At 68.4% G+C, this 15,498-nt stretch carries 15 protein-coding genes; 11 read left to right on the plus strand and 4 right to left on the minus strand.

The window, feature by feature from the left end; translation table 11 throughout:
- Nucleotides 1-54 precede the first annotated feature (54 nt).
- Together RQG82_RS17685 and RQG82_RS17690 are read left to right on the plus strand one after the other, a co-directional pair.
- Nucleotides 55-639 carry a TetR family transcriptional regulator gene (locus RQG82_RS17685; RefSeq protein WP_311260101.1) on the plus strand — a complete coding sequence of 195 codons (585 nt, stop codon included), beginning with the start codon at nucleotides 55-57 and terminating at the stop codon, nucleotides 637-639.
- A gap of 152 nt (nucleotides 640-791) precedes the next feature.
- Complete coding sequence (locus tag RQG82_RS17690) at nucleotides 792-2,771, plus strand: primary-amine oxidase (RefSeq protein ID WP_311260102.1); 1,980 nt, start codon at nucleotides 792-794, stop codon at nucleotides 2,769-2,771.
- 79 nt (nucleotides 2,772-2,850) lie between these two features.
- On the opposite strand, the gene murQ is transcribed toward RQG82_RS17690, so the two are convergent.
- Both murQ and RQG82_RS17700 read right to left on the minus strand, forming a co-directional pair.
- A complete protein-coding gene (gene murQ / locus RQG82_RS17695) occupies nucleotides 2,851-3,786 on the minus strand; it encodes an N-acetylmuramic acid 6-phosphate etherase (RefSeq protein WP_311260103.1) in 936 nt (311 codons plus the stop codon).
- Complete coding sequence (locus RQG82_RS17700) at nucleotides 3,776-4,702, minus strand: BadF/BadG/BcrA/BcrD ATPase family protein (RefSeq protein WP_311260104.1); 927 nt, start codon at nucleotides 4,700-4,702, stop codon at nucleotides 3,776-3,778. The genes murQ and RQG82_RS17700 overlap by 11 nt, the downstream gene beginning before the upstream one ends.
- A 78-nt stretch (nucleotides 4,703-4,780) precedes the next feature.
- On the opposite strand from RQG82_RS17700, the gene RQG82_RS17705 reads away from it, so the two are divergent.
- Nucleotides 4,781-5,635 (plus strand): MurR/RpiR family transcriptional regulator, encoded by an 855-nt coding sequence (locus RQG82_RS17705; RefSeq protein ID WP_311260105.1) that lies wholly within the window; start codon nucleotides 4,781-4,783, stop codon nucleotides 5,633-5,635.
- 10 nt (nucleotides 5,636-5,645) lie between these two features.
- On the opposite strand, the gene RQG82_RS17710 is transcribed toward RQG82_RS17705, so the two are convergent.
- Nucleotides 5,646-6,752 carry a DUF998 domain-containing protein gene (locus tag RQG82_RS17710; protein WP_311260106.1) on the minus strand — a complete coding sequence of 369 codons (1,107 nt, stop codon included), beginning with the start codon at nucleotides 6,750-6,752 and terminating at the stop codon, nucleotides 5,646-5,648.
- Between the two features lie 112 nt (nucleotides 6,753-6,864).
- On the opposite strand from RQG82_RS17710, the gene RQG82_RS17715 reads away from it, so the two are divergent.
- The 7 genes from RQG82_RS17715 to RQG82_RS17745 all read left to right on the plus strand — a co-directional run bounded on the left by RQG82_RS17715 (nucleotide 6,865) and on the right by RQG82_RS17745 (nucleotide 13,822).
- Nucleotides 6,865-7,821: a helix-turn-helix domain-containing protein gene (locus tag RQG82_RS17715; RefSeq protein WP_311260107.1), complete on the plus strand. Its 957-nt coding sequence runs from the start codon at nucleotides 6,865-6,867 to the stop codon at nucleotides 7,819-7,821.
- Nucleotides 7,822-8,020: 199 nt separating this feature from the next.
- A complete protein-coding gene (locus RQG82_RS17720) occupies nucleotides 8,021-8,812 on the plus strand; it encodes a MoaF C-terminal domain-containing protein (RefSeq protein WP_311260108.1) in 792 nt (263 codons plus the stop codon).
- Between the two features lie 32 nt (nucleotides 8,813-8,844).
- Nucleotides 8,845-9,234 carry a nuclear transport factor 2 family protein gene (locus RQG82_RS17725; RefSeq protein ID WP_311260109.1) on the plus strand — a complete coding sequence of 130 codons (390 nt, stop codon included), beginning with the start codon at nucleotides 8,845-8,847 and terminating at the stop codon, nucleotides 9,232-9,234.
- 38 nt (nucleotides 9,235-9,272) lie between these two features.
- Nucleotides 9,273-10,442, plus strand: coding sequence for an ABC transporter substrate-binding protein (locus RQG82_RS17730; RefSeq protein ID WP_311260110.1), 1,170 nt, complete (start codon nucleotides 9,273-9,275; stop codon nucleotides 10,440-10,442).
- Between the two features lie 71 nt (nucleotides 10,443-10,513).
- Nucleotides 10,514-11,374 (plus strand): branched-chain amino acid ABC transporter permease, encoded by an 861-nt coding sequence (locus RQG82_RS17735; RefSeq protein ID WP_311260111.1) that lies wholly within the window; start codon nucleotides 10,514-10,516, stop codon nucleotides 11,372-11,374.
- Nucleotides 11,361-13,133 (plus strand): ABC transporter permease subunit, encoded by a 1,773-nt coding sequence (locus tag RQG82_RS17740; protein ID WP_311260112.1) that lies wholly within the window; start codon nucleotides 11,361-11,363, stop codon nucleotides 13,131-13,133. Before RQG82_RS17735 ends, RQG82_RS17740 begins: the two co-directional genes overlap by 14 nt.
- Nucleotides 13,130-13,822: an ATP-binding cassette domain-containing protein gene (locus RQG82_RS17745; protein WP_311260113.1), complete on the plus strand. Its 693-nt coding sequence runs from the start codon at nucleotides 13,130-13,132 to the stop codon at nucleotides 13,820-13,822. The genes RQG82_RS17740 and RQG82_RS17745 overlap by 4 nt, the downstream gene beginning before the upstream one ends.
- Nucleotides 13,823-13,891: 69 nt before the next feature.
- On the opposite strand, the gene RQG82_RS17750 is transcribed toward RQG82_RS17745, so the two are convergent.
- Nucleotides 13,892-14,515: a DUF402 domain-containing protein gene (locus RQG82_RS17750; RefSeq protein WP_311260114.1), complete on the minus strand. Its 624-nt coding sequence runs from the start codon at nucleotides 14,513-14,515 to the stop codon at nucleotides 13,892-13,894.
- A 60-nt stretch (nucleotides 14,516-14,575) separates the two neighbouring features.
- Between RQG82_RS17750 and RQG82_RS17755 the strand changes: the two genes are divergently transcribed.
- Nucleotides 14,576-15,226 carry an HAD-IA family hydrolase gene (locus tag RQG82_RS17755; RefSeq protein WP_311260115.1) on the plus strand — a complete coding sequence of 217 codons (651 nt, stop codon included), beginning with the start codon at nucleotides 14,576-14,578 and terminating at the stop codon, nucleotides 15,224-15,226.
- Nucleotides 15,227-15,498: the final 272 nt, after the last annotated feature.

Raw genomic sequence — 15,498 nt, forward strand, 5'->3', positions numbered from 1 at the left:
TTGATCACTCGCTCAAAATAGCCAGACCCCGGTGCGATGCGACAGGATGGGCATGTGCCCCGTGTCGTCGACCATGATGAGCGCCGCCGGCAGATCGCCGAGGCGTTGCTCGCCGTGGCCGCCCGTGACGGGCATGAGGCTGTGTCGTCTCGCGCGGTGGCGAAAGAGCTCGGAGTCGCGACAGGCTCGCTCTGGCACTACTTCGACGGTTTCGACGACGTGATCCGCGCGGCAGCGGCGGAGATCACCCGACGCACCGACGAGCGCATCCGATCGGTGACCGCAGGGCTCCGCGGACTGACCAGACTCGACGCCCTGATGCGCGAGGTGCTCCCCGTCGACGCCGGAACACGCACGGAGGCGTATGTGGTCGTCGGATTCTGGGGCCGCCTCGCGACACTCGCCTCGGCCCCCGACGCCGGCTCCCCCACGCTCGCGACCTGGCAGGACGGCATCAGCGAGGCCATCGACGAAGCTGTCACCGACGGCGAACTGTCGGCCGCGACACCGAAGCAGGCGGTCATGTCGCTGCTCCGTTCGATCACCTACGGCCAGCAGGTCCTCGAAGTCACCGAGCCTCGAGGGGCAGAAGCCCACCTCGCGGTGCTCGAGAGCATCCTCTCGCCCTGGCGCAGCTGAACCCCGCGGTCGAACCCGCACCCCCACCCCAACCCGCACCCGCACCCGCACAGAGCCGATCGCCGGCGCACTCTTGTGCACCCCGCCGCACCGGCGTACCATCGTGCCAACCCGTTTATTGAGCGCTCGCTCGAAAATAGTGAGGTACGACGATGTCCCACCGCCAGCCCGTCTCCATCGACCGGATCCCCACCCCGCATCCGCTCGACCCGCTCACCGGCGCCGAGATCGCCGCAGCCCGCGCCGTGCTCGACGCCGCGGGGCTCCTCGGCGAGACCGTTCGCGTGCCGATGCTGCTGCCGGACGAGCCCACGAAGCACGAGCTCGCCGCCTGGGCGCCCGGCTCCCCCATCGACCGTCGGGTCGATGCGACTCTGCTCGACACCGCGACCGGGGTCGCCTCCGAGGTCGTCGTCTCGATCACGCGCGGCGAGGTGCTGCGCAACGAGCGCGTGCCGAACGACACCCCGCCCTATGGACAGCCGCAGTACCTCTTCGAGGAGTACGAACGCGCAGAGATCATCGCGAAGGCCTCCCCCGAATGGCAGGCCGCCATGACGCGCCGCGGTCTCGAGCAGCACATGGCGCTCGCGTTCTGCGGCCCGCTCGCTCCGGGCTACACCGGCCGGGCCGACGAGGTGGGACGCCGCGTCATCCGCTCCCTCACGTTCCTCAAGTACGACGAGACCGACTCCCCCTGGGCGCACCCCGTCGAGGGGCTGGTCGTGCACATCGACCTGACCGCCGGAAGCGTGATCCGCATCGACGACGAGGGCGATGTGCCGGTGCCCGCGGGGCACGGCAACTACTACGCCGAGGTGCAGGGCGCCGCGCGCACGTCCCTCAAGCCCATCGAGATCACCCAGCCGGAGGGTCCGAGCTTCGCCGTCACCGGATCGCTCGTCGAGTGGGAGAACTGGTCGATGCGGGTCAGCTTCAACGCCCGCGAGGGGCTCGTGCTGCATGACGTCGCGTTCGACGGGCGCTCGGTGCTCAGCCGGGCGAGCGTGCCCGAGATGGTCGTTCCCTACGGCGACACCGCCCCGGGAAGGTTCTGGATCAGCTACTTCGACGCCGGCGAGTACCTGCTCGGCAAGAACGCGAACCACCTGGAGCTCGGCTGCGACTGCCTGGGAGTGATCCGCTATCTCGACGGCTATGTCGCCGACGATCACGGTCACCCCGTGCGCATCCCCAACGTCGTCTGCATGCACGAGGAGGACTACGGCATCCTCTGGAAGCACACCGACCTCGCCGGCCGCTCGGATGTGCGCCGGTCGCGCCGCTTCGTCGTGTCGTACTTCTCGACGATCGGCAACTACGACTACGGGTTCTACTGGCATTTCTACCTCGACGGGTCGATCGAGGTCGTGGCCAAGGCCACCGGAATCGTGTTCGCGGGCGCCGGTGAACCCGGCGTGCGGCAGAAGCACGCCACCGAACTCGCCCCAGGGGTGTTCGCCCCGGTGCATCAGCACCTGTTCTGCGCCCGGCTCGACGTCGCGATCGACGGCGACGAGAACCGCCTGTTCGAGATCGACGCTCAGCGCATCCCGATGGGTCCGGACAACCCGTTCGGCAACGCGTTCACGTGGTCGGAGACTCAGCTCGCCACCGAGTCCGCCGCTCAGCGCGATGCCGACTCGTCTGTCGCCCGCGCCTGGGAGGTGCAGAGCGCCACCCGCACGAACCACGTCGGGCGCCCGACCGCGTACCACCTGATCCCCCAGCCCACCGCACTGCTGATGGCCGACCCCGAGTCATCGGTCGCCGCACGTGCGACCTTCGCCACGAAGCACCTGTGGGCGACCCAGCACGAGCACGGTCAGATCTGGCCCGCCGGCCGATACCCGAACGCGCACCAGGGCGGCTCGGGTCTGCCCGAGTACACCGCCGGAGACCGATCGCTCGACGGCGAGGACATCGTGCTGTGGCACACGTTCGGCCTCACGCACTTCCCTCGCCCGGAGGACTGGCCGATCATGCCCGTCGACTACGCCGGATTCTGGTTCAAGCCCAACGGGTTCCTCGATCAGAACCCCGCGATGGACGTACCCGAGTCGTCTCAGGCGCACGTCGCAGCGGATGCCGGATGCTGCGGAGGCGGCGGATCCTGCACCTGCGACCACTGAGCCTCTTCGTCGCTGTCAGCGGTCAGCGCGTCGCCGTCATCGGGCAGCCCCCGACGGAAGCACGCGGCGAATGTGCCCCTCAAGAGAGTCGGGCGATCGCGACGCGCAGGATTCCGTCGGCCTCGTCGAGCGCCTGAGCCGAGGCGTCTGCGGGCGCCCCGGTGGAGATCATCAGGATCGCGAGCTTCACAGAGCCGCCGGCCGCGTCCAGCACGTCGGAGGCCTCGTCGACCCCGGCGCCGGTGAGCTCGGTGACCGTGCGGATCGAGCGCGCATGCAGCTTCTCGTTCGTGGCCAGCAGGTCGACCATCACGCCGTGGTGCGTCTTGCCGAGCTTGATCATCGACAGAGTCGTGAGCATGTTCACGACGAGCTTCTGCGCGGTTCCCGACTTCAGACGCGTCGAGCCCGAGATGAACTCGGGCCCGGTGACGACCTCGATCGCGATCTCGGCGACCGCACCGATCTCGGAGCCCGGGTTCGAGGCGATGGCGACGGTGAGCGCGCCGACTGCCCGAGCGAACTCGAGGCCGCCCACGACGTAGGGCGTGCGACCTGACGCCGAGATGCCGACGACCGTGTCGCGCTCGGTGAGCCCGAGCTCCCGCAGCGAGGTCGCTGCGGCCTCGTCGTCGTCCTCGGCGTTCTCGACCGCAGCGCGAATGGCCGTCTCGCCCCCGGCGATCAGCCCCACGACCATCGAGGGGTCCGTGCCGAAAGTCGGCGGGCATTCACTGGCGTCGAGCACACCGACGCGGCCTGCGGTGCCCGCCCCGAGGTAGATGAGGCGCCCGCCGGCGCGGAAGCGGTCGGTGATGCCGTCGACGGCCGCGGCGATCTCTGCGCTGCGCTCCCCGACCGCGGCCGGCACTCGGTGATCCTCGGCGTTCATGCGCCGCACGAGCTCGGCGGTCTCGAGCAGGTCGAGATCGCCCCGTTCCGTCGTCGACGCCTCCGTGCCGAGCGTCGAGAGGACGTCGAGGAGGGCGGTCAGTCTGGTGTGTTCATTCGGCACGATGCACGAACCTTTCGTGGGGAAGATCGGTGCGCTCCGCGAGCAGGAGCGCTCCGTCGAGGGCGTCACCGGCAGAGACGGCGACCGCGTGGCTTGCGGCACGCAGCGCCTGGTCGAGAGCCGAGCGGAACCAGAGGTGCGCGGTGAGCCCACCGTGGAGAGCGACGTCACTGCTGCCCGACGACGCGGCGACGGCCGAGGCGACGAGCAGATGGATGCCGTCGGCGACGATCTCCGCCGAGACGGGGTCGCCGCCCTCCGCCGCATCGAGCACCAAGGGCGCCAGTGCCGCGAGGCGACGGGCCAGCGGGCCGTCTGCCGAGAGCCAGCCGGGAATCGCCGCGGGGTCGCCGATCGTCGCGGCCACCGCATCCGTGAGCAGGGTCGCTGGTGCGAGGCCGGCCGAGGCGCGCAGCACAGCACGCAGCGCCTCTCGCCCGAACCAGGATCCGCTTCCGAAATCGCCCAGCTCGGGACCCCATCCGTCGACGAGGGTGGACACCTCGCCGTCGATGCCGAGGGCTGCTGCGCCGGTTCCGGCGATCAGGAGCACGCCTGCTCCGCCATCGAGCGCTCCGGCATGGGCGGAGACGACGTCAGAGGTCACGACAACCGGCGCCCGCAACTCTCGGGCGAGGCCGTGCGCGAGTTCGGCTGCGGCTGCGGGTGCCGCCCAGGCTCCCGCCGCGCCCACCGACACCGCCGAGATCGGCTCAGCGAGCCGTTCTCTCAGCGGGAGGATCGCGGCGAGCGCTGCGGCGACGCCGTCTGCGGCCGCCAGACCGGGTGCTCCGATGCCGTCGTACACGTCTCGGCGGTGAGGGACGCGATCGTCCGCACCCCACGGCCCGGAGATCACCGCACGGCATCGTGATTTGCCGAGGTCGACGGCGACGAGGGCACGCGGAGAAGACATGGAAATAGTCTACGCATCAGTCCTAGCGCATGAAAGAATTGTTCACACGCCCGAAACCCGCCCTCACGCAGGAGAGCCATGAGCATCCAGACGACGATCGCGACAGCGGCCGAGAAGCTGCCGCCGTCGCTGGCGCGCATCGCTCGGACGATCGCCGACGATCCGACCATCGTCGTCGACAGCACGATCACCGAGATCGCTGCGAGATGCGACACCTCGGTCGCCTCGGTCGTACGCTTCTGTCGCACCATCGGCGTGAACGGCTACGCCGCGCTGAGAATGGCGCTGGCCACAGAGCTCGGCCGCGAGTCGGTGCAGTTTCCTGCAGCATCCGGTTTCGGTTCTGAGATCTCCGCGGCCGACACGCTGCGCGAGGCGACGGCGAAGGTCGCGGCTCTCGAACTGCTGGCCATCGAGGAGACCATCGCGAACCTCGACTACGACAGCCTTGCGGCTGCGGTCGAGGCGATCGACGACGCTGATCGCGTTCTGCTCTTCGGCATCGGAGCGAGCGGCCAGGCAGCAGCCGACCTCGGCCGCAAGCTGCTCCGCATCGGGCACGCGGCGATCGTGCTCACCGACGCGCACGAGGCGAGCGCCGCCGCATCGCTCGGAGCAAGGAAGACGGTCGCCATCGGCTTCTCGCACTCGGGAACGACCCGCGAGACCGTGCACTTCCTGCAGACCGCGCGGGCTGCGGCCGGCGTCACGATCGGTGTCACGGGTGGATCATCGTCACCCGTCACCGAGAGCTGCGATCACGCCCTGCTCACTCGTGCCCGCGAGCCGCGACTGCGCGCCGGGGCGATGGTGAGCCGGATCGCTCAGCTCGCTCTCGTCGACTGCCTGTTCGTCGGGGTCGCGCAGCGCCGGCACGCGCACACGATCCACGCCCTTCAGCGCACCGCGGACGCCACGCAGCCACTGCGCTGAAGAACTGATCTCAGGCCGGCACCGGCTCGTGCCGACGCGCTGGATCGACCGACCCTGCCGTCCGCAGGAAGACGATGATCCAGCTGAAGATCAGCACGGCCGCGATCAGCTCGACCGCCGTGAGGTTGTAGTAGCCGACGGCGAAGAACGACGCCAGCAGGATGATCACCAGCACGTAGGCCCAGCCGAACGCCACGAAGACCCGAGGGATCGTGCGCAGGAACCAGGGCAGCCCCACCACGACGACCGCGAACACGACGACCATCCCGGTGGCCACCGTGTTGTGCACGAGGAAGAACTCGTCGACGGGGAAGATCCCGACGCAGGCGAGGAAGATGCCCATCAGGATCAGACCGCCGCGCACGATGAAGCGACCGCGCCGATCGATCGGATCGTCCACCGGCAGCCCCGCCGTGGCATAGCGCGCGATCGTCGTGACCATGACGCCGGCGATGATCAGCGTGATGTTGAAGGCGGCCGACGCGCTGTTGGTGCTCATACCCAGCGCCGACAGGTTGTCCTGCCACCAGTAGACATCGCTGGAGGCGAGCATCGCGGCGAACGCCCCGACCACGAGGAACACCGCGAGCACGAGCGACAGCACTGTCGGCGTGAGCGCCACGGCGCTGAGGAACGTCACATAAGCGGTGAGCGCGAAGGCCACAGCCACCAGGACCGCTCCGGGGAAGGCGAAGACCGGGGCACCGGTGAAGCTGCGCTCGAGCAGCTCGGCGATGCCGAGCCATCCCAGGTAGGCGATCGCGGCATGCGCGAAGGCGATCGCGGCCAGGTCGTACCAGCGCAGCCTGTCACCCGGAACGCTGAATCCGTCGCGGGTGCCGTCGGGCGCGATCGTCGCGGGCCTCACGACGAGGCGACCGAGCGCGAAGGCCAGCACGGCGGTGATCGCACCGCCGTAGGCTGCGAACGCGCCGATCGAGCCGGTGCCGCTGATCGCCATCTCCTGGCCCCAGAAGACCGGCCACCCGATCGCGAACCCGAGCACGAAGAACACCGCCCCGACGATCAGCGCGGTTGCTTCGAACACCGCATCCGCTGTGTCGGGTCCGCGCAGCTGACGCAGGACCTGCATGACCTTGTCGCCGAGATATCGCATCACTGGCCTCCGCCCACATCATAGAAGCCTCGCCCTTCACGCCATGCCGGTGATAGCATCACGGCACGGATCGTATACAACGTCGTCGTTCCACCACCCGAGGTGATCAGTCATGAACGGTGCACTCGCCGCCCCCGCCGAATCGGTATCGACGCTCGTCGCGCGCAACATCAGCGAGTTCCGGGCTGCCGTCTCGGAATCCTTCGTGCCGTTGCAGGTCTCGACGGACGGGCCCGACCACTTCCGCGGGATCATCCGCGGGGCTTCGGTCGATGAGGTGCATGTGAACGAGGTGCGCGCCACGTCTCACATCGTGGAGCGGACGCCCGAGCTCATCGCCCGCAGCGACCGTTCGTACTTCAAGCTCAGCCTCATGCTCGCGGGCACCGGGATGCTGATCCAGGACGACCGGGAAGCCGTGCTCCAGGCCGGGGATCTCGCCGTCTACGACACCGATCGCCCGTACTCCCTGGTCTTCGACGACGACTTCCGCACGATGGTCGTGATGTTCCCGAAGCATCTGATCAGCCTCCCCTCCGACATGATCGGGCAGCTCACGGCTGTGCGCATCTCGGGTCAGGGCGGCCTCGGCGCGATGGTCGTGCCCTATCTGACGCAGCTCGCCGGCAACCTCGATCAGCTCGCCGGAACGACAGGGGCACGGCTGGCGCACAGCGCGCTCGATCTCGTCACGACGGTGTTCACGCGCGAACTCGGCCTCGACGAGGTGTCGGCCGACCCTCATCGCGCGCTCGTTCAGCGAATCCGCTCGTACATCGACCGCAACCTCGCCTCGACCGATCTCGGACCAGCGACGATCGCGTCGGCGCACTTCATCTCGACCCGCCACCTGCACGGGCTGTTCCAGGAGCAGGGCGTGACGGTCTCGACGTGGATCCGCACGCGCCGCCTCGAGCAGTGCCGTCGCGACCTGCTCGACCCGATGCTCGCCGACCGCCCTGTCGCGGCGATCGCGGCCCGGTGGGGTTTCGTCGATGCGGCGCATTTCAGCCGCGCATTCAAATCCGCGTTCGGGATCTCTCCGAGCGAGTACCGCGCCGCGCACTGAGCGCGCTCTCACGAACCGTCTCCGGCGGGCGCGACTGATGTGTCCTTGCTCTGCAGGGCACGCCGGTTGACTGTCGGCGCGCGATGGTGCCGCTTCTCTTGAGCGGATGCCGTGCGCCGCCGGAGCATGGGGCAAGCGCACCGCGATGACGCGATGCCCGGAGCGAGGATGCTCCGCTGATTGCGACGTCAGGACCCCCATGACCGCCCCTGTCACGACCGATTCCGCCCTCGACGAATGGCGCACGTACGACGAGTTCGCCGCGGGCATCGACACCTTCCGGCTGCCGAACGCATCGCTGTCGGGCACCGCTCTGACGCTCGCGCTCGATGACGGCTCGACGCTCTCGCTCACGTTCGACGCGGTCGCGGTCACCTGGTCGGGTCTCGGGGATTCCGGCACCGACCCTTACGACGCCGTGGCCGTGCGCGACGACGTCGTCTTCGTGAACATCCCGCTCGAGAGCCGTGAGCGCGAGGCCATCACGGTCGTCTACTCGACCACGACGCACCGGGCGACCGTCGTGCGCTCGCGGATCGCGGCCGAGGCCGTCGAGGGCAAGCCTCAGGTCGGGCAGGACTTCTGGGCGGCGACCGCCGACGGCGGCACCGCGACGGGCGAGGTGCCTGGGCCGAGCCGAGACCTCATCGGCAAGCGCAACATCTACCGCTACAGCCCGCACCACCTCTACGAGCACGTCTATATCTCGAGCCAGCGCTATGCGTGGCAGTGCCTGGAGGGGGTGCAGCGCGGGCACGGCGACATGGACCTGTCGACGGTCTGGAAGTTCGCCGACGGGCTCTACCTCTTCTGCTTCCGCGAGTTCCGCATCGCGGTCGCCAGCGTCTGGCTGCACGATCTCGGCTACCAGCTGATGACGACCGGGATCTTCCTGGGTCTCAACGGCGACGGCGACGCCGAGCACACACGCGGGGGCGGTCACATCTATCCGCTCGGCTCGGTCTCCTACCCCGACGCTCAGCCCGTCTGATCCGGCACCGAGACCTGCACACGGAGATCATCATGAGCAACGCAGACATCATCACTGAGCACTACGCGGCCAGCGACCGCGGCGACCTCGACGGCATGCTGGCACCGCTCGCCGACGACGTGAGCTGGACCGAGGCTGCAGGGTTCCCCTACGCCGGCACGTACCTGGGGCCGGATGCGGTGGCCGCCGGTGTCTTCCAGCGCATCCAGGACGAGTGGGACGACTACACGGTCGCGATCGACGAGGTCATCGACGGCGGAGACGTGGTCGTGGGGATCGGCACCTACTCGGGTACGTACCGAGCGACCGGCCGATTCTTCGCCGCCCGCGTCGCGCACGTCTGGCGCCTGTCCGATCGCAAGGTCGTCGCGTTCGAGCAGTTCACCGACACCGAACTGGTCAACCGCGCACTGCGCGACTGATCGCAGCAGACCCGAAGCACACGAGAGGCAGGAATCACATGAACAAGCGAGTATCCGGCACTGCGGCGCTCATCGCCGTGGCAGCCCTCACCCTGGCCGGCTGCGCCGGCGGAGACGGCAGCGGAGGCGGCGAAGGCGCCCCCATCGTCGTCGGCTCCGTGAACACGATCAGCGGCCCGGCGACGTTCCCCGAGGCATCCCTCGCGGCGGCCGCCGTGTTCGACGCGTTCAACGAGGCCGGCGGCCTGGACGGACGCACCATCGAGTACAAGACCCTCGACGACAAAGGCGACCCGGCGACCGCCACCGCCTCAGCCCGCGAGCTCGTCGGCAGCGACGGTGCCGTCGCGCTGGTCGGCTCCGCCAGCCTGATCGAGTGCGAGATCAACGCGAAGTACTACGAGCAGGAGGAGATCCTGTCGCTTCCGGGCATCGGGGTCGACACCGGCTGCTTCGCCAGCGACAACATCTCACCCGCGAACGTCGGTCCGTTCAACGACATGACGCTCACCCTGCAGTACGGCTCCGAGGTGCTCGGGCTCGATGACATCTGCATCCTGCTGGAGATCGCAGGATCCACCCGCCCGACTTACCAGGCCGCGATCGACAAGTGGACCGAGATCACCGGCAAGGAGCCGAAGTACGTCGACGACACCGTGCCCTACGGCGCATCGGACTACACGCCCTACATCGTGAAGGCCCGCGAGCAGGGTTGCAAGGCGCTCGCGATCAACCCCGTCGAACCCGACGCGATCGGCCAGGTCAAGGCCGCGAACGCCCAGGGCTGGGACGACGTGACATGGCTGTACCTGACGAGCGTCTACAGCGAGAACTTCGCGGAGGCGATCGACGATGCGGGTGCCGGCATCTACGTCCCGGCCGAGTTCTACCCCTTCACGGATGACGACGAGATCAACGCCGATTGGCGGGAGCTGATGGAGGCGAACGACATCCCCCTCACCTCGTTCAGTCAGGGCGGATACCTCGCGGCGACCTACTTCATCGAGGTGCTCGAGGGCATGGACGGCGACATCACCCGCGAGACGGTCACCGAGGCGCTGCGAGGGATGGACCCGATCGAGAACCCCATGGTCGGAACCCCCTATGCCTTCGGCACACAGAACACCGCCGGCTGGCCGATCATCCTCGAATCCGGCACGAACGCCTGGGAGAAGGTCGCCGACGACTGGCTCCGCATCGGCGAATAGCCGCCCCCTCACCTGCCGCCGAGCGCATTCTCGGCGGCAGGTTCTCCCCCTCACACCAGAAAGGACGCCTCATGCTGCAAGGCGCCATCGCCGGTCTCGCCGCCGGCGGTCTCTACGCGGTCCTCGGAGTGTGCCTGACCCTGATGTCGCGCCTCGTGCGGGTCGTCAACTTCGCCCAGGCCGCGACGGGGATGTTCGGCGCCTTCAGCGCCGTGTGGTTCGTCAGCGAACTGGGGGTGCCGATCTGGCTCGGCTCCGTGCTCGGCGTGCTCGTCGGCGGGGTCCTCTCAGCCGCGATCGGATGGATCGCCGCGACCTGGCTCTCCGAAGCCTCCACCACCACCCGATCGGCGATGACCGTCGGTCCCCTGCTTCTGCTGATCTCGATGTCGTTCATCCTGTTCGGCAACAAGCCGCAGCCGTTCACGCCGATCATCGCGGGCCCCGCGTTCTCCTTCGGCGGGGTCGTGATCAGTCAGGTGACGATCGCCACGGTCGTCCTGGCGATCGTGACGGCGGTCGCGGTGCGGATCGTCCTGCGCCGAACGCGGGTCGGCACGCAGCTGCGCGCGTTGTCGGAGCGACCGACGACCGCCGAACTCCTCGGCATCCGATCGCGTCCGCTGTCGATCGCCGTGTGGTTCGTGACCGGCGTGATCAGCGCGATCGCGATCATGGTCGTCGCGCCATCCCAGTCGAACGACGCGACCAGCCTCGCGATGCTCATCGTCCCCGCCGCGGCCGCCGCGCTGCTCGGCGGCTTCCGCCGACTCGACCTCGCCGTCATCGGCGGAGTCGTGCTGGGTGTGCTCGGCGGTCTCGTCGCGCAGATCGACGAGGTCGCGCTCGTGCGCAACTTCCTTCCGTTCCTGTTCATCGTCGTCCTGCTCCTGTGGACGCAGCGCAAGGAGGTGTGGGATGCCGCTCGCTGACCGTCCCTGGTTCCGTCTGTCCTGGCCTCTCGCCGTCGCCATCGCCGCGGTGGGGGCCGGCGCCATCCTGAGCGCGGCCCTTCCGGGCTACTTCGTGTTCCTCGCGATCAGCGCGGTCGTCGCGGCGATCGCGATCCTGGGCCTCGGCATCGTCACCGGGTCTGCCGGCATGATCGCGTTGTGTCAGCTCACGTTCGCCGCGGTGGGCGCCTGGATCGTGTCGCTGCTGAACGTCATGCAGGCCCCGGGCGGCTTCGTCGTCTGGCTCGTGATGGGTGGCATCGCCGCCGGCCTCGTCGGAATCCTCGTCGGGCTTCCGGCGCTGCGGCTGCGCGGCGTCAACCTCGCCGTCGTCACGCTGGGGTTCGCTGCCGCCGCGGATGTGACCCTCGTGCAGATCCAGTTCCCCGGGTCCGCCGACGGCACGGCCGTCGAGCGCCCCACCATGTTCTCGAACGACCGCGAGTTCTTCTTCCTCTCGGTCGTGGTGCTCGCCGTCTGCGCACTCGGCGTCTTCTTCCTGCAGCGCGGACGATGGGGCTCGAGCTGGAAGGCCGTCGCCTTCTCGGAGCGCGGCACCGCAGCCGCCGGGCAGAGCGTGCAGAGCGCGAAGCTCACCGCGTTCGCCGTCTCGGCCGCACTCGGAGGCATCGCCGGCGGGCTGCTCGCCGGTCAGGTGCAGCTGCCGTTCGCATCGAGCTTCACCCCGCTGCAGTCACTCGCCCTCTACGTGCTCGCTGTCATGTCGGGAGCGCATCTGATCGACATGGCGATCCTCGGCGGCATCCTCTGGGTGCTCGTCCCCGAGCTGCTGAAGCGCTGGGGCGTGCCGCAGGACTGGGCCTTCGTCGTCTTCGGTGTGCTCGGCGTGCAGGCGATCACCAGCGGCACCAACCTCGGGCAGGGCATCCGCACTCTCATCTGGAAGCGCGCGGATCGCAAGACGGCGACGGCATCGCTGACGGCGTTGCCTCCGGATGCCGATGCGGGTGACGCGGCCATCACGACCACGACCACGGCGACCGTCGACGAGCGTGCTCTGGACGGCGCGCCCGTGCTCGCGGTCGAGGGGCTCACGGTGCAGTTCGGCGCCCTGAAGGCCCTGGACGACGTGTCGTTCCAGGTGCCCGCGGCGTCGATCATGGGACTCATCGGCCCGAACGGAGCGGGCAAATCGACCTTCGTCGATGCGATCAGCGGCTTCCTGCCGAAGCACGGCGGGCGGGTGCTGCTCGGAGATCGCGACCTCGCCGGTCTCTCGCCCACACGTCGCGCACGGCTGGGGCTGCGCCGGACCTTTCAGCAGGACAGGGTGCCCCCGTCGCTCACGGTCGGCGCATACGTTCGGTTCGTGGCGCGGCGTCGACTCGCGGCCTCCGACATCGACGAGGTGCTGGAGTTCTTCGGATGCCCGCCGGCAAGGGCGCGTCTGTCGAGCGTCGATGTCGGCACCAGACGACTCGTCGAGGTGGCAGCGAACGTGATCTCTCGACCGCGACTGCTGATCCTCGACGAACCGGCGGCCGGCCTGTCGCACGACGAGCACCTCGCTCTCGCCGCGCGACTGCGAGAGCTGCCCGCTCGCTACGGCGTGGCGCTGATCATCATCGAGCACGACCTGGATCTGGTGCGCTCGGTCTGTCCGACGCTCACCGTGCTCGACTTCGGCCGGGTGCTGGCGAGCGGGCCCCAGGCCGAGGTGCTCGCGAACCCGGAGGTCGTGAAGGCCTACATGGGAGAGACGGAGCTGCTGAAGTGAGCGAACTCGTGCTGCAAGGGGTGACGGTCAGCCGCGGGGCGGGCCCGGTGATCTCGGATGTGTCGCTGACGGTGCGAGGTGGCGAGGTGCTGGCCCTGGTCGGCCCGAACGGTGCGGGCAAGACGAGCCTGATCGAATCGGTGTCGGGCGTGACCCCGCACTCCGCGGGGTCGCTCATGCTCGACGGCGAGCCGATCGACAAGCTCTCCCGGGTGTCGAGAGCTCGCCGTGGCATCGTGCACATCGAGCAGGGACGGGCCGTGTTCCCATCGCTGACCGTGCGCGAGAACATCTCGCTCACCGCGCGAACGGCGGCGGAACTGGATGCTGCACTCGCGCAGTTCCCCGAGCTCGAGAAGCGCATCGACTCCCCCACCGCCCTGCTGTCGGGTGGCGAGCAGCAGATGGTCGTGCTCGCCCGTGCGTTCGTGGCGAAACCGCGAATCCTGTTGATCGATGAGATGTCGCTCGGGCTCGCACCGGTGGTCTTCATGCGTCTCATGCCGATCGTGAAGTCGATCGCCGAGTCCGGCGTCGGAGTGCTGCTCGTCGAGCAGTTCACGCAGCTCGCCCTCGGACTCGCTCGAGAGGCCGTGGTGGTCGCCGGCGGGCGCGTCTCGTTCCAGGGCACGGCCGAGGCGTTGAAGGAGGATTCGCAGCTGCTGCATCGTGCCTACCTCGGTGGCTGATGGAGTCAGCGCACGAGATTCTGCGCGGTCACCCGACGCGAGTCTGATCCGCGATCATTCCTCCCCGGCTCAGGAGTTCCACTCCGAAGGCAGGGTCAGCGGTCGATCGAACCCCTCGCGCGGGATCCAGCCGCTCCAGTCGCCGATGCGAGTCAGCAGACCCTCGACATCGCGCATGATGCTCTCGCCGACGACGCGAGCAGAATCCAGATCGGCGCGCGGCAGCTGATCCGCATCGACGGCCGCCTGGGCCTCGTCCTCGTCTTTCCATACGGCGTTGAGGTCAGGGGTGATGACGAGATCGAGGTGCTGATCGACGGTGTCGAAGAAGTTGCCGGTCTGGCTTCGATTCCTCTCCAGATTCACGTACCAGCCAGCGAACCGCTGGTCTTCGTCCCAGAAATGCAGAACCTGGAACGCCTCGTTCTTCGGCATCACTCGCAACACCCCGGGCCCCTGCCAGACACGCGGCGCAGTGCCGAGACGCTGCCGGAATCGCTCTGCCAGGGGAATCTGACGCGGATCACCACCGTCGGGCAGCGCCCAGTACATGATTTCCGTGCCGTTCGGCAGCCACCCGACGGTGACGGTCTCGTCGTCGTGGATGACCCGCAGGGGCAGCGCAGCCTGAAGCCGGCCATCCGGATAGCGATATCTCAGGAGCATCTCGTCGCCCTGCCGCGCGTGGGTCATGCGACTACCGTAACCACTCGTTCGCCTCGGACTTCGGATGCTGCCCAGTAGCCTGAGGGGATGACCGAGACCATCAGCGCCCGCGCCGTCCTGCTCGACATGGACGGCACTCTCGTCGACTCGACCGCCGTGGTGGAGCGCCTGTGGCTGGCGTGGGCTGCGCCGCACGGCATCGACCCCGCGACGGTGCTGAGCGTCGTGCACGGCCGACAGGGACATCAGAGCATGGCGATCATGCTTCCCGAGCGGGATCACGAGATCAACATCCGAGAGAACGCCGTGATGCTGGCGAATGAGAGCGAGGACGTCGATGGCGTCGTCGCGATCGACGGCGCCGACGTGCTGCTCGAGGCTCTGCTCCCCTATCCCCATGCGATCGTGACGTCGGCCGATATCACGTTGATGAACGCCCGCATGGGCCAGGCCGGGCTCACGGTGCCCTCGCTGACCGTGACAGCAGAGAACGTGTCGGCGTCGAAGCCGGATCCTGAGGGGTTCCTCCTCGGCGCAAAGCTTCTCGGTGTCGACCCCGCCGACTGCGTCGTTTTCGAAGACTCCGGCGCCGGCATCCAGGCCGCTCACGCCGCAGGGATGCGCGTGATCGGGGTCGGTTCGCACGCGACCTCACACGCGCCGACATTCCATGTCGACGACCTCACCCAGGTAGGCGTAGTGCCGACCGCCGACGGATTCGAGCTCACCGTCCGGTGATGCGGTGAGCGGCCGGGTACGCGGTATGCGGCGCGCGGACAGCGATGCGATGCTGACCGCCTGATGGCGTCGCACGTCCTCTGACGCATTGACCTCTGTCCGTGCGCGACCGCACTCGACGGCTCGACCAGGCAGCAGCGGAACGACCGTATTGCTACGCGCCAGACCATCATCGTTTTGCGGACCTATCCGGTTCGGGAGAGTGGCGCAGTCTGCCGGATGCTGAGTCGTGGTGTGCGCCATCGCTGGTCGGGGTCCCACCATGCCGGTCC

It is taken from the genome of Microbacterium sp. WCS2018Hpa-9, from assembly GCF_031843745.1.
In the GTDB taxonomy this organism is placed as follows: Bacteria; Actinomycetota; Actinomycetes; order Actinomycetales; family Microbacteriaceae; genus Microbacterium.